The 19,793-nt window shown below is 64.5% G+C and carries 18 protein-coding genes; 10 read left to right on the top strand and 8 right to left on the bottom strand.

The annotated features are described in order from the left end of the window. Positions 1-22: 22 nt before the first annotated feature. The 3 genes from ABID59_RS12430 (at position 23) to ABID59_RS12440 (ending at position 4,157) form a co-directional block, all read left to right on the top strand. The gene (locus tag ABID59_RS12430) at positions 23-2,410 is read left to right on the top strand and encodes a phosphoketolase family protein (protein WP_354083558.1); all 2,388 of its coding nucleotides are present in this window, start codon (positions 23-25) and stop codon (positions 2,408-2,410) included. Positions 2,411-2,414: 4 nt separating this feature from the next. Beyond that, a complete protein-coding gene (locus tag ABID59_RS12435) occupies positions 2,415-3,611 on the top strand; it encodes an acetate/propionate family kinase (RefSeq protein WP_354083559.1) in 1,197 nt (398 codons plus the stop codon). A gap of 213 nt (positions 3,612-3,824) precedes the next feature. Beyond that, positions 3,825-4,157, top strand: a complete 333-nt coding sequence (locus ABID59_RS12440) for a GIY-YIG nuclease family protein (RefSeq protein WP_354033643.1) — start codon at positions 3,825-3,827, stop codon at positions 4,155-4,157. Positions 4,158-4,180: 23 nt separating this feature from the next. Here ABID59_RS12440 and ABID59_RS12445 read toward each other — a convergent pair whose 3' ends face one another. Beyond that, a complete protein-coding gene (locus ABID59_RS12445; RefSeq protein ID WP_354033644.1) occupies positions 4,181-5,020 on the bottom strand; it encodes an RMD1 family protein in 840 nt (279 codons plus the stop codon). A 304-nt stretch (positions 5,021-5,324) separates the two neighbouring features. Between ABID59_RS12445 and ABID59_RS12450 the strand changes: the two genes are divergently transcribed. Beyond that, on the top strand, positions 5,325-5,900 hold the full coding sequence (locus tag ABID59_RS12450) for a glycosyltransferase family protein (RefSeq protein ID WP_148750056.1): 576 nt from the start codon (positions 5,325-5,327) through the stop codon (positions 5,898-5,900). A 61-nt stretch (positions 5,901-5,961) separates the two neighbouring features. Then, positions 5,962-6,891, top strand: a complete 930-nt coding sequence (locus ABID59_RS12455; protein WP_354083560.1) for a bifunctional helix-turn-helix transcriptional regulator/GNAT family N-acetyltransferase — start codon at positions 5,962-5,964, stop codon at positions 6,889-6,891. A 155-nt stretch (positions 6,892-7,046) separates the two neighbouring features. Here the strand turns inward: ABID59_RS12455 and moaB are convergent, their stop codons facing one another. Beyond that, positions 7,047-7,610 carry a molybdenum cofactor biosynthesis protein B gene (moaB, locus tag ABID59_RS12460; protein ID WP_354033646.1) on the bottom strand — a complete coding sequence of 188 codons (564 nt, stop codon included), beginning with the start codon at positions 7,608-7,610 and terminating at the stop codon, positions 7,047-7,049. Positions 7,611-7,771: 161 nt separating this feature from the next. Next, positions 7,772-8,716 (bottom strand): KPN_02809 family neutral zinc metallopeptidase, encoded by a 945-nt coding sequence (gene ypfJ / locus ABID59_RS12465; protein WP_354033647.1) that lies wholly within the window; start codon positions 8,714-8,716, stop codon positions 7,772-7,774. Positions 8,717-9,131: 415 nt separating this feature from the next. On the opposite strand from ypfJ, the gene ABID59_RS12470 reads away from it, so the two are divergent. Further along, complete coding sequence (locus ABID59_RS12470) at positions 9,132-10,262, top strand: site-specific DNA-methyltransferase (protein WP_354033648.1); 1,131 nt, start codon at positions 9,132-9,134, stop codon at positions 10,260-10,262. A gap of 324 nt (positions 10,263-10,586) precedes the next feature. After that, positions 10,587-11,267 carry a glutathione S-transferase family protein gene (locus ABID59_RS12475; protein ID WP_354083561.1) on the top strand — a complete coding sequence of 227 codons (681 nt, stop codon included), beginning with the start codon at positions 10,587-10,589 and terminating at the stop codon, positions 11,265-11,267. Positions 11,268-11,318: 51 nt separating this feature from the next. On the opposite strand, the gene ABID59_RS12480 is transcribed toward ABID59_RS12475, so the two are convergent. Both ABID59_RS12480 and ABID59_RS12485 read right to left on the bottom strand, forming a co-directional pair. Further along, positions 11,319-13,328 carry a methyl-accepting chemotaxis protein gene (locus ABID59_RS12480; protein ID WP_354083562.1) on the bottom strand — a complete coding sequence of 670 codons (2,010 nt, stop codon included), beginning with the start codon at positions 13,326-13,328 and terminating at the stop codon, positions 11,319-11,321. Positions 13,329-13,624: 296 nt separating this feature from the next. Beyond that, positions 13,625-14,068 carry a nuclear transport factor 2 family protein gene (locus tag ABID59_RS12485; protein ID WP_354083563.1) on the bottom strand — a complete coding sequence of 148 codons (444 nt, stop codon included), beginning with the start codon at positions 14,066-14,068 and terminating at the stop codon, positions 13,625-13,627. A gap of 91 nt (positions 14,069-14,159) precedes the next feature. Between ABID59_RS12485 and ABID59_RS12490 the strand changes: the two genes are divergently transcribed. Both ABID59_RS12490 and ABID59_RS12495 read left to right on the top strand, forming a co-directional pair. Then, the gene (locus ABID59_RS12490) at positions 14,160-15,074 is read left to right on the top strand and encodes a LysR family transcriptional regulator (RefSeq protein ID WP_354083564.1); all 915 of its coding nucleotides are present in this window, start codon (positions 14,160-14,162) and stop codon (positions 15,072-15,074) included. 91 nt (positions 15,075-15,165) lie between these two features. Beyond that, the gene (locus tag ABID59_RS12495; protein WP_354083565.1) at positions 15,166-15,864 is read left to right on the top strand and encodes an FkbM family methyltransferase; all 699 of its coding nucleotides are present in this window, start codon (positions 15,166-15,168) and stop codon (positions 15,862-15,864) included. Between the two features lie 55 nt (positions 15,865-15,919). Here ABID59_RS12495 and ABID59_RS12500 read toward each other — a convergent pair whose 3' ends face one another. Beyond that, positions 15,920-16,540: a glutathione S-transferase family protein gene (locus ABID59_RS12500; RefSeq protein ID WP_354033654.1), complete on the bottom strand. Its 621-nt coding sequence runs from the start codon at positions 16,538-16,540 to the stop codon at positions 15,920-15,922. Positions 16,541-16,667: 127 nt separating this feature from the next. Here ABID59_RS12500 and ABID59_RS12505 point away from each other — a divergent pair, with 127 nt between their 5' ends. Further along, entirely contained in the window at positions 16,668-17,948 is a 1,281-nt protein-coding gene (locus tag ABID59_RS12505) for a flavin-dependent oxidoreductase (RefSeq protein WP_354083566.1), read from the top strand. Positions 17,949-18,151: 203 nt separating this feature from the next. Here ABID59_RS12505 and ABID59_RS12510 read toward each other — a convergent pair whose 3' ends face one another. Then, the gene (locus ABID59_RS12510) at positions 18,152-18,580 is read right to left on the bottom strand and encodes a PaaI family thioesterase (protein WP_148750077.1); all 429 of its coding nucleotides are present in this window, start codon (positions 18,578-18,580) and stop codon (positions 18,152-18,154) included. A gap of 75 nt (positions 18,581-18,655) precedes the next feature. Next, positions 18,656-19,753, bottom strand: a complete 1,098-nt coding sequence (gene mutY, locus ABID59_RS12515; protein ID WP_354033656.1) for an A/G-specific adenine glycosylase — start codon at positions 19,751-19,753, stop codon at positions 18,656-18,658. Positions 19,754-19,793 lie beyond the last annotated feature (40 nt).

Raw genomic sequence — 19,793 nt, forward strand, 5'->3', positions numbered from 1 at the left:
CCGGGTGAAAGTCGGCAGGAACATGACAAATCAACGACAATCGGCCGCGGCGAGCAGCGACCTCGATCTCCTCGATCGCTACTGGCGCGCCGCGAACTACCTCTCGGTCGGGCAGATTTATCTGCTCGACAATCCGCTGCTTCGCGAGCCGTTGCGGCCCGAGCACATCAAGCCGCGCCTGCTCGGCCATTGGGGCACGACGCCGGGGCTGAACTTCATCTACGCCCACCTCAACCGCGTCATCCGCGCGCAGGACCTCGACATGATCTATGTCTGCGGTCCCGGTCATGGCGGCCCGGGCATGGTCGCCAACACCTATCTGGAAGGCAGCTACAGCGAGATCTATCCAGACATCCCGCGCGATGCGGACGGATTGCGAAAACTTTTCAGGCAGTTCTCCTTCCCCGGCGGCATTCCGAGCCACGCCGCGCCGGAAACGCCGGGCTCGATCCACGAAGGTGGCGAGCTCGGCTATGCGCTGGTGCACGCCTATGGCGCGGCATTCGACAACCCCGACCTCATCGTCGCCTGCGTCGTCGGCGACGGCGAAGCCGAGACCGGCCCGCTTGCCGCGTCCTGGCACTCCAACAAGTTCCTGAATCCCGCCCATGACGGCGCGGTGCTGCCGATCCTGCATCTCAACGGCTACAAGATCGCGAACCCGACCGTGCTCGGCCGGATGCCCGACAGCGAGATCCGCGATCTCTTCCGCGGATTCGGCCACGAGCCGCTGTTCGTCGAGGGCGATGATCCCAAGCTGATGCACCGGGCCATGGCGGATGCGCTCGACGTCGCGCTCGCCAGCATCCGTTCTATCCAGCAGCACGCGCGCAACGGGCGCACAAGCGTCGAACGGCCGCGCTGGCCGACGATCGTGCTGCGCAGCCCGAAGGGCTGGACAGGCCCGAAGGAGGTCGACGGCAAGAAGGTCGAAGGATTTTGGCGTGCGCATCAGGTGCCCGTTGCTAGCTGTCGCGAGAACCCTGCGCATTTGAAGATTCTCGATGACTGGATGCGCAGCTACCAGCCGGAAAAGCTGTTCGACGCCAGCGGCGCGCTCATTCCCGAGCTTCAGTCGCTGGCGCCCGAAGGTAACAGGCGCATGGGCGCCAATCCGCACGCCAATGGCGGGCTGCTGAAGAAGGAGCTGAAGCTGCCGGACTTCCGCAGTTTTGGCGTCGACGTGCCGCAGCCCGGCGGCGTCACGGGAGAAGCGACGCGTGAGCTTGGCAAGTTTTTGCGCGACGTCATCCGCCTCAACGCGCAAGAGCGCAACTTCCGCCTCATGGGTCCGGACGAGACCGCATCAAACCGTCTCGATGCCGTGTTCGACGCCACCGAACGGGTCTGGATGGAGCCGGTCGAATCCTACGACGTGCATCTCGCGCAGGACGGCCGCGTGATGGAGGTGCTGAGCGAGCATCTCTGCCAAGGCTGGCTCGAGGGCTACCTGCTCACCGGACGCCACGGCTTCTTCTCCTGCTATGAGGCCTTCATCCATATCGTGGATTCCATGTTCAACCAGCACGCCAAATGGCTGAAGGTGACGCGGCATCTGCCGTGGCGGCGTCCGATCGCCTCGCTCAATTATCTTCTGACCTCGCATGTCTGGCGGCAGGACCATAACGGCTTCAGCCATCAGGATCCCGGCTTCGTCGACCTCGTCGCCAACAAGAAGGCCGACATCGTCCGCATCTATTTCCCGCCGGACGCCAACACCCTGCTGTGGATCGCCGACCACTGCCTGCGCACTTACAATCGCATCAACGTGATTGTCGCCGGCAAGCAGCCGGCGCCGCAATGGCTCTCGATGCAGGATGCCGCTAACCATTGCGACGCCGGCATTGGCATCTGGACGTGGGCCGGCAACGAGTACGCGGTTGGCGAGCCCGATGTGGTGATGGCCTGCGCCGGTGACGTGCCGACCTTGGAGACGCTCGCGGCCGTCGACCTCCTGCGCAAGGCGCTGCCGGACATCAAGATCCGTGTCGTCAACGTCGTCGACCTGATGACGCTGCAACCGAAAGAGCAGCATCCGCATGGGCTGTCCGATCGCGACTTCGACAGCCTGTTCACGCACGACAAGCCTGTCATCTTCGCCTATCACGGCTATCCTTATCTGATCCACCGGCTGACCTATAACCGCACCAACCATGACGGCCTACATGTGCGCGGTTTTGCCGAGGAAGGCACCACGACGACGCCGTTCGACATGGTCGTGCTCAACGGGCTCGACCGCTACCACCTCGCGATCGAGGCGATCGAGCGTGTGCCGGGACTTGCGACCAAGGCTGCGCAGGTGAAGCAACAGTTCCGCGACAAGTTGATCGAGCATTCGCGTTACGTGCGCGAGCACGGCGAGGACATGCCGGAGATCCGCGATTGGGTCTGGCCGGGCAAGTCGGGCTGACATCATGGCGGCCTCCAACGCGGTCCTCGTCCTCAACGCAGGCTCGTCGAGCATCAAGTTCGGCCTGTTCGAGATCTCGGGCAGCGAACCCGCCATGCTCTGCAAGGGCCTGCTCGACGAGCACGAGGCCAAGCCCAGGCTGGTGGCAAAGAGCCCATCGGGCGAGACGCTGTTCGAGACGCAGAGGGAGACCTCGGACGCGGATGGTGGCCATCTGTTCGCCGATGTGCTCGGCTTCATCGAGGACCGTTTTGGCCAAGGCCGCCTGCGCGCCGTGGGTCACCGGATCGTCCATGGCGGTCCGGATTATTCCGGCCCGATCTCGCTGACGGACGACGTCTATGCGAAGCTGGAAGCACTCACACCGTTAGCGCCGCTGCATCAGCCCCGTTGCCTGGCGCCGGTCCGCGCCGTCAGGGCGTTCCGTCCTGCACTGACGCAGATCGCCTGCTTCGACACCGCCTTCCATCACGGCCTGACGCCGCCAGCGAGCCGCTTCGCCATTCCGAGACGCTACGAGGCACAGGGCCTCCGGCGCTACGGCTTTCACGGCCTCTCATTCGAATATGTCGCGGGGCGACTCGCCGTGATCGCGCCCGAGCTTGCAGCCAGACGCACCGTCATCGCCCATCTCGGCAATGGCGCGAGCCTCTGCGCCTTGCGCGACGGCCGCAGCGTCGACACCACGATGGGGCTGACGCCGCTCGACGGCCTGGCCATGGGCACGCGCTGCGGCACCATCGATCCCGGCGTGCTGCTCTACCTGTTGCAGCACGACACGATGACAGTCGAGGATTTGCAGCACCTGCTCTATCACGAGTCCGGCCTGCTCGGCGTTTCCGGCATCTCCGCGGATATGCGGACGCTGCTGGCGAGCGGCGAGGCTTCGGCGCGCGAGGCGGTCGATCTCTTCGCCTTCCGTGCGGCACAGGAGGTGACGGTGATGGCGAACACGCTTGAAGGACTGGAGTGCCTCGTTTTCACCGGCGGCATCGGCGAGCACGCCAAGCAAATCCGCAGCGCCATTGGCGAGCGGCTCGCCTGGCTCGGTGTGCGTATCGATGCCGCGGCGAATGATGCCGCGCGCGAGCGCATCAATGCCGACGACAGCGCCGTGGATGTGCTCGTCATCCCGACCAACGAGGAACTGACGATCGCACGGCACTGCGCCGCGGTGCTGCAGCGGGGCTGCCTCCCTTGAGAAAGCATGGGAGGTTGTGGCCATCCTTCGAGACGCCCGCTTGGCGGGCTCCTCAGGATGAGGTCGAGTATGTGGCACCAACAGGTTTTAATCGATGGACAGTCGTCCGATAGCCAAGAGTCTTTTCGGCACTTGCACCAAAACACGCATGCCGGTTAGCCTCATCCTGAGGAGCGCGCCCTTGCGCGCGTCTCGAAGGATGGGGCGGGCACGATGACAGAAGGCGCATACCTCTACATTCTCAAATGTGCCGATGGCAGCTACTACATCGGGACGACGCGAACCGAGCTTGAGCTCCGGATTGCGCAGCACAACGCCGGCACGTTCGCCGGCTACACAAGGTCGCGCAGACCCGTGACCCTCGTCTTCTCGCAATGGTTCGACAGGGTGACCGACGCGATCGAATGCGAACGCAAACTCAAGAAATGGAGTCGCGCCAAGAAGGAAGCTTTCATGCGCGGCGACTTTGCTGAGCTCCATGAATTGGCGAAGCGCGGACCTCATCATCCTTCGAGACGCCCGCCTATTGCGGGCTCCTCAGGATGAGGGCTGAACTTGCGGCTTTCAGCTCAATGAACCCCGGTATAGATCTGGAAACACCCGATTGCGACCTCGATCACGATCAGCACCACCACCGCGATCTCGAGTCGCAGCGAGCGCTGGGTGTCGATGATGTCGGTCAGCGCATCGGCGGTCTCCGCGACCACCGTGAGCTTGCGCTCGAGCGTGTCGAGACGCTCCTTCAGCTCGTACTCGTCTTCGAGACGCGCATAGAGCCGGTCGAGCTGCGGCTTTTCCCAGAGCGCATCGGGTTTTTCGGCAACCGCGACGCGGCCGGCGACGCGCTGCTGGACCAGCAGCGCGTTGCCGATGAGCTGCAGGATGCCCTTGCGCGGCCGCGACGTACGGCCTTTCTCGGCGAGCTCGCGTGCAAAAGGCTCGATGACGTCGAAGACCGCAGCGACGCGACGCTCGTCGCGCGCCAGCGACGTGCTCTTGGCGAGCGCGTCCGCGATCAGCAGCAGCCGCTCGTCGGAAAATTTCGAGAGGCAGATCGGCCCGCCGGGCTGGATCGCCTCGGCGTTTTCGTCGTGACAGAGCTGCGCCTGCGCGGTCTCCTCCTCATAGGGGCTGAATTCGCCGGTCACGCGCGACTTGAGACTGTCGATGAGGACCTTCTCCTCCGATGGCAACAGCCCGATCAGCACCACGACGCCGTAGCGGAAGATCACGGCCAGGCCGCCATGGACCCGGAAGGCAGCCGGCGTCGAGGATACCAGCGTGCCGATCTCGAGCCCCGACGGATTGATGCGTTCGCCCAGCATCACGGCGCGGATCCGCAAGGTCGGCGCGGCCTCCGGCTTCGGCAATGGCGGCGTCGCGCCAATGGGAAGTTGATCGGCGTTCATTGGACACATCTCGCTTTGCGCAATGGCGATTGCACGTTTTTCCCGTCCGCACGGGAACAGCGCCGTTTCCCGGACGATATCGGCGGAGAAAAGCCTCGTTTGAAGATCACGAGACCGAAAATCGCCGAAACATTCGGCAATTTGACCACCCGTGCACGACATATTCGGCCGGGACGGGCGCACGCCGGTTTACCATTGCACGCCGAACGGCTTGCGAAAAGTTGCACTCGGCAGCGCAGCATGTTTATGACAACATCATAACGCGTTGCGCTTCTCCCGAATTGCGGACATCGAAGTCTCAATCATGCTGAGCGTCATCATTCCGACCGAAGGCGTCGAGCAGACCGCGGTCGCAACACTGGCCGCGCTGGTCCCCGGTGCCGCGGCAGGCATCATCAAGGAAGTCCTGCTGGTCGACGGCACAAGCAACGGCGTCATCGAGCGCGTTGCCGACGTCGCCGGCTGCCGCTTCGTCGGCTGCGAGGGATCTTCGCAAGGCGCAGCACTGGCCGCCGGCGCGCTCCAGGCCCGTTCGCCCTGGCTGATGTTCCTCCCTGCCGGCGCGGTGCTGGACACCGGCTGGATCGAGGAGACCACCCAATTCATCCAGGCCGTCGCGGCCAGTGGCCGGGATCGTGCGGCCGTGTTCCGCTACGCCCGTTCGCCTTACGCCGATACCGGCTTCCGCGACGTCCTGTGGTCCGTCGCTCGCAAGGTGGTCGGCCCCCTCGGCGATCAGGGGCTTTTGATCGCGCGAGATCATTACGACCGGATCGGCGGCTATCCGCCCCAGGCCCGCCGGTCCGAGGCGCGGCTACTGCGGCGGCTCGGCCGCTCCTCCCGGACAATGTTGCGCAGCCGGATCGTCATGGTCGCTTGAGGCACCCGATACTTGCCAAAGTCAATTAATTATTTGACAATGGCAATTATTGAGGTGTCCCATGCCAATTAACGGTACCGACGACCAGACCGCAGCGGTTCGCGCCTTCAACCGCTTCTATACCCGCAAGCTCGGCGTGCTCGACCAGCACCTGGGAGATAGCCCGTTCTCGCTCAGCGAGGCTCGCGTGCTCTATGAGCTCGCGCATCGCGACGACCTCGCGGCAAAAGAGATCGGAAACGAGCTCGGCCTTGACGCCGGCTACCTCAGCCGCATCGTCCAGAGCTTTGACGAAAAGGGGCTGATCACGCGGAAGCCCCTGCCGGCAGATCGCCGGCAATACCAGCTCTGCCTCACCGCCAAGGGCCGCCAGAGCTTCGCCAAGCTGAACCTGAGCTCGCAAAACGAGGTTGCCGCAATGCTGGCGCAGCTTTCGGCCGGCGATGCAACGCGGCTAACGCAGGCGATGGCGACCATTCAGGCCGTGCTGGAGCAACGTCAAAGCCAGCCCGCTTCCGTCGTGCTGCGCAGCCACCGCGTCGGTGACATGGGCTGGGTCATCTCCAAGCAAGCCGCCGCTTATGCCGCGGACTACAACTGGGACATCAGCTACGAGGCGCTGGTCGCCGAGATCTGCGCTCAGTTCATCAAGAATTACGACGCCGCGCGCGAGCATTGCTGGATCGCGGAAGTCGATGGCGAGCCGGTCGGCTCGATCTTTCTGGTCAAGGCCACGGACGAGATCGCCAAGCTCCGCCTGTTGCAGGTGGAGAAGAAAGCCCGTGGGCTCGGCGTCGGCCGTGCGCTTGTGGAGCAATGCATCCAGGGCGCGCGCGAGCGGGGCTACAGCCGGATGACGCTGTGGACGCAAAGCATTCTGGTCGCCGCACGCAGCATCTATCAGAGCACCGGCTTCAAGCTCGTGAAAGCAGAGAAGCACCATAGCTTCGGTGCCGATCTGGTCGGCGAGACCTGGGAACGGGATCTGTAGCTGCGCGATGCGCATGAATGCGCCCAGGGCAGCGACGCCGGCGGACACAGGCTCACCCGGGTGAGGGGTATCTCTCCACAAGCATTGATGCTTGCCGATAGAACCCCTCATCCGGCGCACCTTCTCCCACAAGGGGAGAAGGAAGTGGTCCGCGCTCACACCGTTGCGCCCTGCGCCTTTGGCCTGCGCAGGTGCTCGTCCAGCCGCGGCATGATCTCGACGAAATTGCAGGGGCGCGTGCGGTAGTCGAGTTGAGCAGCGAGGATGCCGTCCCAGCCGTCGCGGCAGGCGCCGGGCGAGCCGGGCAGGCAGAAGATGTAGGTTGCGCCCGCAACGCCCGCGGTGGCGCGGCTCTGGATCGTCGACGCGCCGATCTTGGCGTGGCTCAGCATGTGAAAGGCGATCGAGAAACCATCCATGCGCTTCTCGAGCAGCGGCTCGATCGCCTCCGGCGTGACGTCGCGCCCGGTAAAACCTGTGCCGCCGGTGGTGATGACGACGTCGACGCCGGCGTCTGCGACCCAGCGCCGGATCACGGCGCGGATGGCCTCGACGTCATCGGTGACGATCTCGCGCGCGGCGAGATGATGGCCGGCGGCCGTGAGACGGTCGACAAGCGTCTGGCCGGACTTGTCGTCGGCGAGCGCGCGCGTGTCGGAGACGGTGAGCACCGCGATGTTGAGCGGGATGAACTGTTTGGTTTCGTCGATGGAGGCCATTGCTCATTCCTCTCGTGTCCCGGACGCGCTGCGGCGTGAAACGCTGCTGCGCAGAGCCGGGACCCATTTTGAGACTTGAGTAACCGGCAATTTGGGCCCCGGCTCTGCAGCGCACCGCTGAAAAAAGCGCTGCGCTGCGTCCGGGGCACGGGCACCTGTGCCTACGGCCCGCCGCCGCCGAACGTGTTGCAGGCCTGCAGCGTGCCCTGCTGATAGCCGGTCATGAACCACTGCTTGCGCTGCGCGGCCGAGCCGTGGGTGAAGGAATCAGGCACGACGCGCCCGGTGGCCTGACGCTGCAGCGTATCGTCGCCGATCGCGCTCGCCGTGGTCAGCGCGGCGTCGATGTCGCCGGATTCGAGGAAGTTCGGGCGCTTCTTCGCCTCGCGATTGACCCAGACGCCGGACAGACAATCGGCCTGCAATTCGACCTTTACCTGGAGCGCATTGGCCTCGGCCTTGCTGCCGGCCTGCTGCTGCAGTCGCGTCACCTTCGGGATGATGCCGAGCAGGTTCTGGATGTGATGGCCGGCTTCATGCGCGATGATATAGGCGGTGGTGAAATTGCACGCGGACTTGCCGGAGCAGCCGCGGAAGCGTGTCTCGACCTCTCGGAAGAAACCGGTGTCGAGGAAGATGGTGCGGTCCGGCGGGCAGTAGAACGGACCCATCGCCGACTCCGCCCGGCCGCAACGGCCGCCATTGGTGGCGTTGCGGAAGAGCACGACCTTCGGGCCGGTGTAGGACTGGCCGCTGGCCTGGAAGATCTCGCTCCAGCGATCGTCGATCTCGCCGAGGATGCCGGAGATCATGCTGCCCATCTCGTCGGTCGGCGCGCCGCGCTTGGCCTGACTCGAGGGACGGTCGCTCTGGTAGCTCGGCGCCTGGCCGCCACCGGTGAGGATCTCGGCGCCGCCGATCAGGATGCGCGGATCGATGCCGAAGGCATAGCCGACCAGGCCAAGCACGATGATGGTGCCGATGCCGAGGCCGCCACCGCCCATCGGCAGGCCGAATCCGCCTCCTCCACCGCCGCCAAATCCTCCACCACCATCGTCGCGACGATCCTCGACGTCGTCGCTGCGGCGGAAATCATCGTAGCGCATGGCGGGCTTCCCTCAGGTCGGCGATTGCAGGGCGTGGGCACGCGGGAAACGCGAAACCCTCACCGCGCCACAGACGTAGAATTTCCATTGCGTTAATCAATATCCCGCTCGGCAATTATTGCCTAGTGCGACAGCGTACGACGCCAGCAATATTTTCCGAGGGCCAAGCATTTTTTTCCGAGAGAAATTTGGAGTCTTTTGCAGCTTCAGCCACTCCCGCAACGCGAAGAAACGCGAAACACACTGCAAAACACGGCAAATATCCGCAACGACTCGCGCGCGACGCGCGATGCGGGGTCTGCTCACGAAAGCGGCGGGTTAAGTCGATTTTTACTTTGCCGCTTCATTGTAACGGTCAGTCGGTTGTTTGGTCCCGCGTCGCCGACAGCGTCGCCTGAGTCAGAGTTCTTGAGTCATGGTAGTGTCGCGTCGCGGGGCGTCTGCAAGGGCGCCCCGCACAAATTTTGAGTCCGCCTCGCACAGCATCGTCCTCGGCGATTGCGTCGCCGAGATGTCGAAGCTTCAGGCTGGTTCGGTCGACCTCGTGTTCGCCGATCCGCCCTACAATCTGCAGCTCAAGGGCGATCTCAAGCGCCCCGACGAATCCCATGTCGATGCCGTCAATGACGACTGGGACAAGTTCGATTCATTCTCCGCCTATGACGATTTCACCCGCGCCTGGCTGCTGGCCGCGCGCCGCGCGATGAAGCCGTCGGCGACGATCTGGGTGATCGGCTCCTATCACAACATCTTCCGCGTCGGCGCGATCATGCAGGACCTCGGCTTCTGGCTCCTGAACGACATCGTCTGGCGCAAGACCAACCCGATGCCGAATTTCCGCGGCCGCCGCTTCACCAATGCGCACGAGACCATGATCTGGGCCGCGCGCGATGAGAAGGCCAAGGGCTATACCTTCAACTACGAAACACTGAAGGCCGCCAACGAGGACGTCCAGGCACGTTCCGACTGGCTGATCCCGCTCTGCACCGGCGAGGAGCGCCTCAAGGGCGCCGACGGCAAGAAGGTGCATCCGACGCAGAAGCCGGAAGGCCTGCTCGCGCGCGTGCTGCTGTCGTCGTCGAAGCCCGGCGATCTCGTGATCGATCCCTTCAACGGCACCGGCACCACCGGCGCCGTCGCCAAGCGCCTCGGCCGCTCCTATATCGGCTTCGAGCGCGACAAGACCTACGCCAAGGCGGCTGCCGCGCGGATCGCCGCGGTCGAGCCGCTGCCGGAAGAGAGCCTCGCCCCGTTCATGACCGCGCGCGAAGCGCCGCGCGTGGCGTTCTCCGAGCTGATCGAGCGCGGCATGATCATGCCCGGCACAAAACTGTTCGACGCCAAGAAGAAGCTTGGCGCGCTGGTCCGTGCCGACGGCGCCATCATGTTCGGCGACAAGGTCGGCTCGATCCACCGCATGGGCGCGGTGGCGCAGGGCGCGCAGGCCTGCAACGGCTGGACCTTCTGGCACGTCGAGACCAAGAAGGGTCTCAAGCTGATCGACGAGCTCCGCGCCGAGATCCGCGCCGGCATGGCGGCGGAATAGCCGCTCCTTTGGTCATTCCGGGGCTCGCGAAGCGAGAACCCGGAATCCATCGAACCACGTCACAAGCCGCCTGATGGATTCCGGGCTCGCGCCAAGAGGCGCGCCCCGGAATGACCGCCGCGGGTTGTCGGGGCGACCGTGGTCTCTACGACGGCGATCCGTCTTTGTTACGCCGGCCGGTCTGCGCGGCGCGCAGATACCGCACGGCAATCTCGCCGGTTGCATCCCCTGACGGGATTCAGGCATGAGAGGGTCGCCGCGCGGCAATGATGCTGCGTCCACTCTCGGCCGCCAACACTTGCACCACCCCTTGGGAGACGCCCGATGCTCAAATTCTATTTCAACGGATCGCCGAACCCGACCAAGGTCGCGCTGTTCCTCGAAGAGGCTGGCCTGGCCTACGAGCCCGTGAAGATCGACACCCGCACGGGCGAGCAGTTCACGCCGGACTATCTGAAGATCAATCCGAACGCCAAGGTGCCGGCGGTCGACGACAACGGCACGATCGTGTTCGACTCCAACGCCATCCTGCTCTATCTCGCCGAGAAGACCGGAAAATTCCTGCCCGCGAACCGCGCCGAATTGCTGTCCTGGCTGATGTTCGTGGCCACCGGCGTCGGGCCGTATTCGGGTCAGGCCGTGCACTTCAAGCATTTTGCGCCGAAGGACCAGAACCACGACTACGCCCACAACCGCTACCAGTACGAGACCGATCGCCACTACAGGATTCTCGACGGCCACCTCAAAGGCCGCCGCTATATGGTCGGCGACGATTATTCGATCGTCGACATGGCGCTGTGGGGCTGGGCGCGGATGGTGCCGTTCAAGCTCGGCGACGACGCCTTTGCGCGCTACCCGAACGTGAAGCGACTGATCGACGAGATCGCGGCGCGCCCGGCGGCGGCGCGCGCGATCGCGCTGAAGGACAAGTTCACCTTCAAGGCCGAGATGGACGACGAGGCCCGCCGCAACATGTTCGGGCACATGACGACGAAAGTGGCCTGATCAGATCTTGCCACGATCAAGGGCCACGCGCATGCGCGTGGCCCTTTGCTTTCAGGCGGCGTGGACCGAGCCCAGGAACCTGGCGACTTCCTGCTTCAGCCGGTTGCTGTCGGCCGACAGCGAGCGCGCCGCCGAGAGCACCTGCGAGGACGCCGAGCCGGTGTCGGAGGCGCCGCGCTGGACATCGCCGATATTGGTCGAGACGCGCTGGGTGCCGTGCGCGGCCTGCTGGACGTTGCGGGAGATCTCTTGCGTGGCCGCGCCCTGCTGTTCCACGGCGGCGGCAACCGTCGAGGAGATTTCCGACAGCCGCTCGATCGTGCCGCTGATCTCCCTGATGGAGCCGGCCGATTCTTCCGTCGCGGCCTGGATGCCGGAGACCTGCTGGGCGATCTCGCCGGTGGCTTTTGCGGTCTGCTCGGCCAGCGCCTTGACCTCGGAAGCGACCACGGCAAAGCCGCGGCCGGCTTCGCCCGCGCGCGCCGCCTCGATGGTGGCATTCAGCGCCAGCAGATTGGTCTGGCCGGCAATGGTGCTGATCAGCTCGACCACGTCGCCAATGCGGGCCGCCGCCTTGGAGAGCTCGCTGACGCGGGCGTTGGTCCTGGTCGCCTGCCCGACCGCCTCGCTAGCGATGCGGGCGGATTCCTGGACCTGACGCGCGATCTCGGAAACCGAGGAGGACAGCTCTTCGGTGGCGGACGCGACGGCCTGGACGTTGGCGCTGGCTTCCTGCGAGGCGGAGGCGACTTCCGTCGACAGATCCTGGGCGCGGGTCGCGGTCGCGGTCAGCGTGCCGGCGGAGGCCTCGAGCTCGCTCGAGGCCGACGACACGGTATCGACGATCTCGCCGACGGCCTGCTCGAACCGGTCGGCGAGCCGGACCATGTCCTTCTTGCGATCCTCGGCCTGCCGCGCCTCGGTCTCGGTCTGCTCGTGGCGCATGCGCTCGGTGTCGATCATGTTGTCCTTGAACACCTGGATCGCCTTGGCCATGTCGCCGATCTCGTCGGCCTTGCCGCGCGAGGGGATCTCGACCTCGATATCGCCGCCGGCGAGCAGGCCCATCGCCCGCGTCATCGCGGTCAGCGGCCCGACGATGCTGCGGGCGATCAGGACGGCGACGATCAAGCCAAGGAGAGTGGCAATACCGCCCGCGATCGCCTGCACGGATGTCGTGCCGTCGATCACGGCTTCGGCCTGGCTGCGCGAGTCCTTGTAGTCCTTCTTGAGGGCGGTCTCGGCGACCTTGAGCTTGGCGATGCTGTCGACGATGAGGGGCGCGAGGCTCTTGTGGTAGATCTCGTCGGCCTGGAGCATCGCGGCCGACGTGGTCTCGAATGCGGATTTGTAGATTCCGAGCGAGGACTTCACCGGCGCGAGCGTGGCGCGCAATTCGCTCGCCTGCGGGCTCTTTTCGAGCGCGGCGAGCCGTTGCGAAGCCCTGTCCACATTGGTTCTGAAATTGGCGGGCCCCTTGGTGTCGCGCAGCGCCAGGAAGCGCCAGTTTGCGATCTGAACGAGCAGCAGCCGGGATTCGAGGTCTGCGACGAGCGAGGCGGTGTCCTCGTCGACGGCCGCGCGCGCCACGTCGACCAGCTTGTTCATCTTGACGGTCAGCTCGTCGCCGCTCGGCAGCAGCGTCGCCTTGCCGGTCCGCGCCTCGTTGACGGCGTCGCCGAGATTGTCGCGCAGGCTTTTCATCTTCGCGATATCGGCGATCAGATCGTTGTAGAGCTTGCGCCGCTCCCCGGAGGCCGTGCCCTTGGCGCCGACCTGAAGCAACTCGGTCGCCGCGGTCTCCCGCTCGGACGCCTCCCGCATCGCGGTCTCATTGGCGTCGTAGATGTAGCGCAGATTGGCGCGCTGGATCGCCTGGAGATGGGTCGATATCTCCAGCACCCGCGCCGTGCTGTCCGAAAATGCCGAGGCCTTTGCGACCTGGTCCTGCACCGACCGCAAATTCCAGATGGCCACCACCGCCATCACGAGACCAACCACGACCAGCGCCATGAAGCCGGCATAGAGACGGCCCCTGATCCGCAAACGAAAGCTCGGCATTCCCAGTGTCCACCCGGAAGCATGTGAATTCAGGCGGACGCACAACTCCGGCGATCGTCACGGCCACCCCAGCAGCCGCGCGTCACCTCATGGGCGACTCACGCTGCACCGCGACACAATGCGGGACACTTCTTAATTGAACCTTCTAATTTTTCGCGCATCTCGCCAAAGCCCCGCACAAAACCTGCTGATATTAGCGGCATCTGCGCAAGGTTTTGGCGCACGGCCCGCAAGCGTATGCAGATCGTTGCAAAGGGCGCGGCGACGGACGTTTGTCAGGCCGTCGCCTGCTACAATCAGCTCGCGGTCCTCGCACCCGTTTGCGGGAATGGGCCCAACGCCTTCTCGGTCAGGACCGAGTCACAGTACTCGCGGATTTCCTTGATCTTGCCGCCCTCGAGCCGAAAGACCAGGCAATAGTCGTTGTCGTAGCGCACGCCCTCGGGCGTGACATTGTCGCCCTTGGCCTCCACCACGACAAGGTCGCCGTCGGCGATGAAGCGCTCGGCGACCGTGCGCGTCCGGTCGCGCAGGCGGGTCCGCACATAGCCGTGCAAATCATTCATGATCGCATCCTTGCCAGAGAAGGTGCGCGACCAGGAATACTGGCCGGTGACGATCCATTTGGCGTCGTCGGTAAGGCTTGCGGCGAATAGCGCGCGGTCACGCACCGCCGGATCGGGGTTGGCGGCGGCGGCGAAAATATCCTGCATCAGTTTCTTGTTGGCGCTCGCGCTCATGGCGGCATCTCCGTTTGGTGACAACAGGGAGAGCATCGCTGCCCGACGGCAATTCTTCAAATCGATAGTGAATATGATATCTATTCACCTCATGAATTTGAATTCGCTCGACCTCAATCTATTGACCGCGCTCGACGCGCTGCTGCGCGAGGCCAATGTCAGCCGGGCAGCCATGCGCATCGGCCTGTCGCAGCCGGCCACCAGCCACGCGCTGCAACGCCTGCGCGATATCTTTGGCGACCCGCTGCTGGTGCGCACCGGCGCGCGGATGGAGCTGACGCCGCGAGCACAAGCGCTGCGCGCGCCGCTTGTGCAGGCGCTGGACCAGGTGCGCGGGCTGTTCGTGCCGGATGAATTCGACGCGGCGCGCAGCGAGCGGCCATTCCGCCTGATGATGCCGGACCTCGCGGTCGAGCTGCTGATGCCGCCCCTGATGGAGAAGGTGACGCGCCTTGCGCCCAACGTCCGCATCGACGTCGTGCCGTGGCGGGGTCCGGCGATCTTCCACGCCGAGTTCGCCCGCACCATCGATCTCGTGATCTCGATCGGCAACGCCTTCAAGGGTTTTCACCGCCAATTGCTCTACACCGACAGCGACGCGCTGGCGGTGCGCCGCGGCCATCCCATGGCCGCAAAGCTGAAGCGGCGCGAGAAGTTCCTCGCCGCACGCCACGTCGGCGTGATCATCCGCGGCAACAGCGAGGATCTGATCGACACCTGGCTCCGCACCAAGCGCATCGAGCGGCACATCTCGCTGGTGGTGTCGGGCTATCTCGAAGCGCTGCACGTGGCGGCCCGCACCGACCTCGTCGCCTTCGTGCCGCGCCGGCTGATCGCGGCGCTGTCAAAACAGCTCGCTCTCGTCACGGTGACGCCGCCGCTCGATCCCGGGATCGACGAGCAGTTCATGTTCTATCCGACGCGGGCGCAGATGGATCCGGGCTCGATCTGGCTGCGGCGGCTGATGCTGGAGACCGGACGGGAGTTGGAGAGACACAAGCGATAAGCACCACAGCGGCGTCGCAGGGCGCTCGACTTGAAACGGGGCCCCTGTGCCTTTAATGAGCCAGCCACAGGAACCGAAGGGGATCGAGAGCATGCTGGACCCGCACCAACCACTTGGATGGTTGATCCGTCTTCCGTTCAGGCTGGTTTCGCCGTCTTCCGTCATGCGGGTGCTCACCGGACCGAACCGAGGCCTGAAATGGGTCGCCGGAGCCGGCAACCAGAGTTGCTGGCTCGGAACATATGAACGCGATCATGCCAAGGCGATCGCGGCCCGGGTGAAACCAGGCATGACGGTTTTTGATGTCGGCGCACACGCCGGATATTACACCTTGATGCTATCCAGGCGCGTTGGACCGCAAGGCCGTGTTCTTGCGTTCGAAGCAAACCCCGCCAACGCGACAAAGCTCCGCAAACATCTGGATATCAACAACATCAAGAATGCCGAAGTGATCGAGGCTGCGGTCACCGACAGGGCGGGAGAGACCTTTTTTCACACCAACGAGAGTGCCAGCGAATACGGTTACATGGGGAAGATTTCAGGATCGGGCACGCCGGTCAGGACGGTCCGCCTCGACGACTTTCCGACCCCGGACCTGATCAAGATGGACATCGAGGGCGCCGAGACGCTGGCTCTCACGGGTGCGACGCGGCTCTTGTCCGAGCACAAGAGCACGATCTTCCTCGCCCTGCACGACGGCGCCTTCGAACAGGCGCCGTCCATTTTGAAACAGCATGGCTATCGGATCGAGCCGGCCGGAGAGCGTGAACTATGGGCCACTCCGACCTAGCCTCGTAAGGCCGGTCAGCCGCGCTGCTATCGCCGAGCCTGCGACCCTCGAGACCTCACGCCTTCTGCGCGTCCATCACCTTGCGCACGGCGGGGCGGTCCGACATGCGCTTGAAATGATCGGCGATCTTCGGCGTGGCGTTGATGTCGACGCTGTCGCCCTCAAGCCAGTGCGAGAGCGTGTGGAGGTAGGGATCGCAGATCGTGAACTGGTCGCCCATCACCCAGGGGCCTTTGAACATCTTCTGCTCGATCAAGGCGAAGCAGGCTCCCATGGTCTTCGGGACCATCGCCTTCATGTCGGCGAACGAGCTCTCCTGCGTCGCCCAGCGCGCGCCGCGCACCTTGTGGGCATGGTTGATGTGCGCGGTCGAGCAGAGATAGGAGTTGAACGACTGCACCTGGGCAAAGTCGAAGGGATCGTCGAGCGGTGCGAGCTTCGCCTTGGGGAAGGTCTGCGCGATGTAGGCCAGCATCGCAGGCGTCTCGGTGAGGACGCCGCGATCGGTCACCAGCGCCGGCACGCGGCCCTTCGGGTTGATCGCGAGATAATCCGGGCTGTTCTGCTGATTATCCTTGAAGCTCAGCCGTTCAGCCGTGTAGTCGGCGCCGGCCTCCTCCAGGGTCATGTAGGTGGCGAGCGCGCAGGTGCCGGTGGCGTAGTAGAGCTTGAGCATGTCGGACCTCATGGGAGATTTGGAAACTAGCGGCTGTCGTCCCTCAGGTCTATAGCACGACATTCTCTTCGCAGTTGCCCACATCCGCCCGCCTGTGCCAAGACGCCCGCACCTGGAGGGGTTTGTCATGACGGTACTCATCGCCGGTGGCGGCATCGGCGGGCTGACGCTTGCGCTCAGCCTGCACGGAATCGGCGTTCCCGTGAAAGTGTTCGAGAGCGTCGCGGAACTGAAGCCGCTTGGCGTCGGCATCAACGTGCTGCCGCATGCGGTGCGCGAGCTGATCGAGCTCGGGCTGATGGACAAGCTCGATGCCAGCGGCGTGCGCACTCGCGAGCTCGCTTATTTCTCCAAGCACGGCAAGCCGATCTGGAGCGAACCGCGCGGGCTGGAAGCCGGCTACAAATGGCCGCAGTTCTCGATCCATCGCGGTACCCTCCAGCAACTCCTGCTCGACACCGCAATCGCGCGGCTCGGCCGCGACAACATTTTGACCAGCCATCATCTGGCCGGCTGGACCGAGACGGCCGCCAACGGCGTCCGCGCCGAGTTCATCGACAGAGCTACCGGCAAACCGGCCGGGACTTATGAAGGGGCCATCATGATCGCCGCCGACGGGATCCATTCCGCCGCGCGAGAAAAGCTCTATCCGCATGAAGGCGCGCCGATCTGGAACGGCCGCATTCTCTGGCGCGGCGTGACGCCATCAAAGGCCTTCTTGACCGGCCGCACCATGATCATGGCCGGCCACGAGATCCTGAAATTCGTCTGCTATCCGATCTCGAAAGAACCGGATGCGGCGGGCAATCATCTGATCAACTGGGTCGCCGAGCGCCATATGCCGCCGACCTATCAGTGGCGGCGCGAAGACTATAACCGCACCGCGCGGCTGGAAGAGTTCTTGCCATGGTTCGAAAGCTGGCAGTTCGACTGGCTCGACGTGCCCGGCTTGATTAAAAACTGCCCGCACGCCTACGAATATCCGCTGGTGGATCGCGATCCCGTGTCGCAATGGACTTTCGGCAAGGTCACGCTGATGGGCGATGCCGCACACCCGATGTACCCGATCGGCTCGAACGGCGCCTCGCAGGCGATCCTCGATGCCCGCACCATCACCCGCGAGATTTTGGCCCATGGCCCGACGCAAGCCGCGCTGCTCGCCTATGAAGCCGAGCGGCGGCCTGCGACCACCGACCTCGTGCTGCTCAACCGCAAGAATGGCCCCGAGCAGGTGATGCAGCTCGTCGAGGAACGCGCGCCGGATGGCTACAAGGTTGTCACGGACGTGCTGTCGCAAAAGGAGCTGGAAGACATCGCCGCGAACTACAAGCGCGTTGCGGGCTTCCAGGTCGAGGCGCTGAACGCGAAGCCGCCGATCGTGAGCGGAGACGCGCGGGCGACGATATGAATTTTCGCACGAAGCGAGATGCGCATTGATGCGCCCTCGCCCCTTGTGGGAGAGGGCCGCGACGCCGGTGGACGCGGACTCACTTGGGCGAGGGGTATCTCTCCGCGCGTTCACTTCACACAATAGAATTCGCGGATAGATACCCCTCATCCGGCGCTTTGCGCCACCTTCTCCCACAAGGGGAGAAGGGGTATCGCATGCCGTCAGACTATTTTTCCGACCACCCTCGCCGCCTCCAGCAACCGTTCGCTCGCGCTCGCCGTCGCCAGCACCGTGCCATCCTCCGCCATCAGCTTGGCCTCGACGAACGCTATCGTCTTGCCGAGCTGCGTCACCGTTGCCTCGGCAATGATCGGCCCGGGCTTTGCGGGACTCAGAAAATTCACGGTCATGCTGATCGTGGTGGTGTAGAGCCGACCTTCGCTCATCACGAGGACCGCCGGGCCCATGGTGTCGTCGAGCATGGCGGAGAGCAGGCCGCCCTGGATGAAGCCGGCAGGATTGCAGAACTCAGGCTTGCCCTCGAAGCCGAGCTTGATCCATCCGTCCGCTGGACGGGCATCGAGCAGCCGCCATCCCAACAGCTCGGCGCAGGGCGGCCTCTTGAAGTTGTCGAGCGCGGTCTTGACCATGCGAACCTCCGTGAGCGTCAAGACCTAGCGTAGACCTGCTGACACCCTCATGGCAGCAGGCGCGCCGCCTGAGCCTCAGTCCAGCGCGTGCGCAATCACCTTGCGCATGACGTTGGGCAGCGCCTCGTCGGCCAGCGTCGCGATCGGAACCCAGCGCATGCCTTCGGGCGCGCGCGTGCGAGCCTCTGCCTTCGCGGTGTAGACCACGAGCTCCAGCGGGAAATGCGTGAAGACGTGGGTGACCACGCCGACCTTGCGCTGCCAGCGCGACAGCCCCTTCAAGCCCGGCGCCTGCTGTTTTGCCGTCGCGTCCTCCTGTCCGGCGCGCCAGTCGGAACCCGGCACCTCGGTCATGCCGCCGAGCAGGCCCTTTTCAGGTCGGCTGCGGACGAGCAGATCATCACCGCGCGTGACGACGAAGGCGGCACCACGCCGCAGCGTTCCGCTCTTCTTCGGCGCCTTGCGCGGAAACCTCTCCTGCGTTCCAAGCGCACGCGCCGTGCAATCCTCATTCAACGGGCACAGCGAGCAGGCCGGCTTTTTCGGCGTGCAGATCGAGGCGCCGAGATCCATCAGCGCCTGCGCACTATCGCCGGCGCGGGAGTTGGCCAGCAGCGTCGCTGCCAGTTGCTGGATCAGCGGCTTCGCCTGCGGCAGCTCCTCCTCGACCGCAAACAGGCGTGACACCACCCGCTCGATATTGCCGTCGACCGGCATGGTGTGGCGATCGAACGCGATCGCGGCAATCGCAGCCGAGGTGTAGGGCCCGATTCCCGGCAGAGTTCGCAGCCCCTCCTCGGTGTCTGGAAAGGCGCCGCCATGCTCGCGCGTGACCGCCACCGCACAGGCATAGAGATTGCGTGCGCGCGAATAATAGCCAAGCCCGGCCCACATCCGCAGCACATCATCCTGCGAGGCGTTTCCCAATGCCGTGACGTCAGGCCAGCGCGCGACGAACTTCTCGAAATAGGGCCCGACCGCCTTCACCGTGGTCTGCTGGAGCATGATTTCCGACAGCCAGATGCGGTAGGGATCCGAGGTCTCGCCGGGCGCGGCGCGCCAGGGCAGCCTGCGGCGGTGGCGGTCGTACCAGGCGAGCAGCGCGACCGGGCGCGACACGGTCTCCGGCTGTCTGGGTTCCGATTTCGCCTTCAGGGCGGATTTGGGGCTCATGTCCTTACTGTAACGACAATGCACCGGCCTCTCCACGTCA

Source organism: Bradyrhizobium sp. S3.3.6 (assembly GCF_040546905.1).
GTDB lineage: Bacteria > Pseudomonadota > Alphaproteobacteria > Rhizobiales > Xanthobacteraceae > Bradyrhizobium > Bradyrhizobium cytisi.

Coding starts and splice junctions, on each gene's coding strand:
- ABID59_RS12430 (WP_354083558.1), top strand. CDS start 23: ATGACAAATCAACGACAATCGGCCGCGGCGAGCAGCGACCTCGATCTC.
- ABID59_RS12445 (WP_354033644.1), bottom strand. CDS start 5,020: ATGAACGCCGATCAACTTCCCATTGGCGCGACGCCGCCATTGCCGAAG.
- mutY (WP_354033656.1), bottom strand. CDS start 19,753: ATGAGCCCCAAATCCGCCCTGAAGGCGAAATCGGAACCCAGACAGCCG.
- ABID59_RS12495 (WP_354083565.1), top strand. CDS start 15,166: ATGCTGGACCCGCACCAACCACTTGGATGGTTGATCCGTCTTCCGTTC.
- ABID59_RS12490 (WP_354083564.1), top strand. CDS start 14,160: ATGAATTTGAATTCGCTCGACCTCAATCTATTGACCGCGCTCGACGCG.
- ABID59_RS12500 (WP_354033654.1), bottom strand. CDS start 16,540: ATGCTCAAGCTCTACTACGCCACCGGCACCTGCGCGCTCGCCACCTAC.
- ABID59_RS12455 (WP_354083560.1), top strand. CDS start 5,962: ATGCCAATTAACGGTACCGACGACCAGACCGCAGCGGTTCGCGCCTTC.
- ABID59_RS12510 (WP_148750077.1), bottom strand. CDS start 18,580: ATGGTCAAGACCGCGCTCGACAACTTCAAGAGGCCGCCCTGCGCCGAG.
- ABID59_RS12475 (WP_354083561.1), top strand. CDS start 10,587: ATGCTCAAATTCTATTTCAACGGATCGCCGAACCCGACCAAGGTCGCG.
- ABID59_RS12480 (WP_354083562.1), bottom strand. CDS start 13,328: ATGCCGAGCTTTCGTTTGCGGATCAGGGGCCGTCTCTATGCCGGCTTC.
- ABID59_RS12485 (WP_354083563.1), bottom strand. CDS start 14,068: ATGAGCGCGAGCGCCAACAAGAAACTGATGCAGGATATTTTCGCCGCC.
- moaB (WP_354033646.1), bottom strand. CDS start 7,610: ATGGCCTCCATCGACGAAACCAAACAGTTCATCCCGCTCAACATCGCG.
- ABID59_RS12440 (WP_354033643.1), top strand. CDS start 3,825: ATGACAGAAGGCGCATACCTCTACATTCTCAAATGTGCCGATGGCAGC.
- ABID59_RS12470 (WP_354033648.1), top strand. CDS start 9,132: ATGGTAGTGTCGCGTCGCGGGGCGTCTGCAAGGGCGCCCCGCACAAAT.
- ABID59_RS12450 (WP_148750056.1), top strand. CDS start 5,325: ATGCTGAGCGTCATCATTCCGACCGAAGGCGTCGAGCAGACCGCGGTC.
- ypfJ (WP_354033647.1), bottom strand. CDS start 8,716: ATGCGCTACGATGATTTCCGCCGCAGCGACGACGTCGAGGATCGTCGC.
- ABID59_RS12505 (WP_354083566.1), top strand. CDS start 16,668: ATGACGGTACTCATCGCCGGTGGCGGCATCGGCGGGCTGACGCTTGCG.
- ABID59_RS12435 (WP_354083559.1), top strand. CDS start 2,415: ATGGCGGCCTCCAACGCGGTCCTCGTCCTCAACGCAGGCTCGTCGAGC.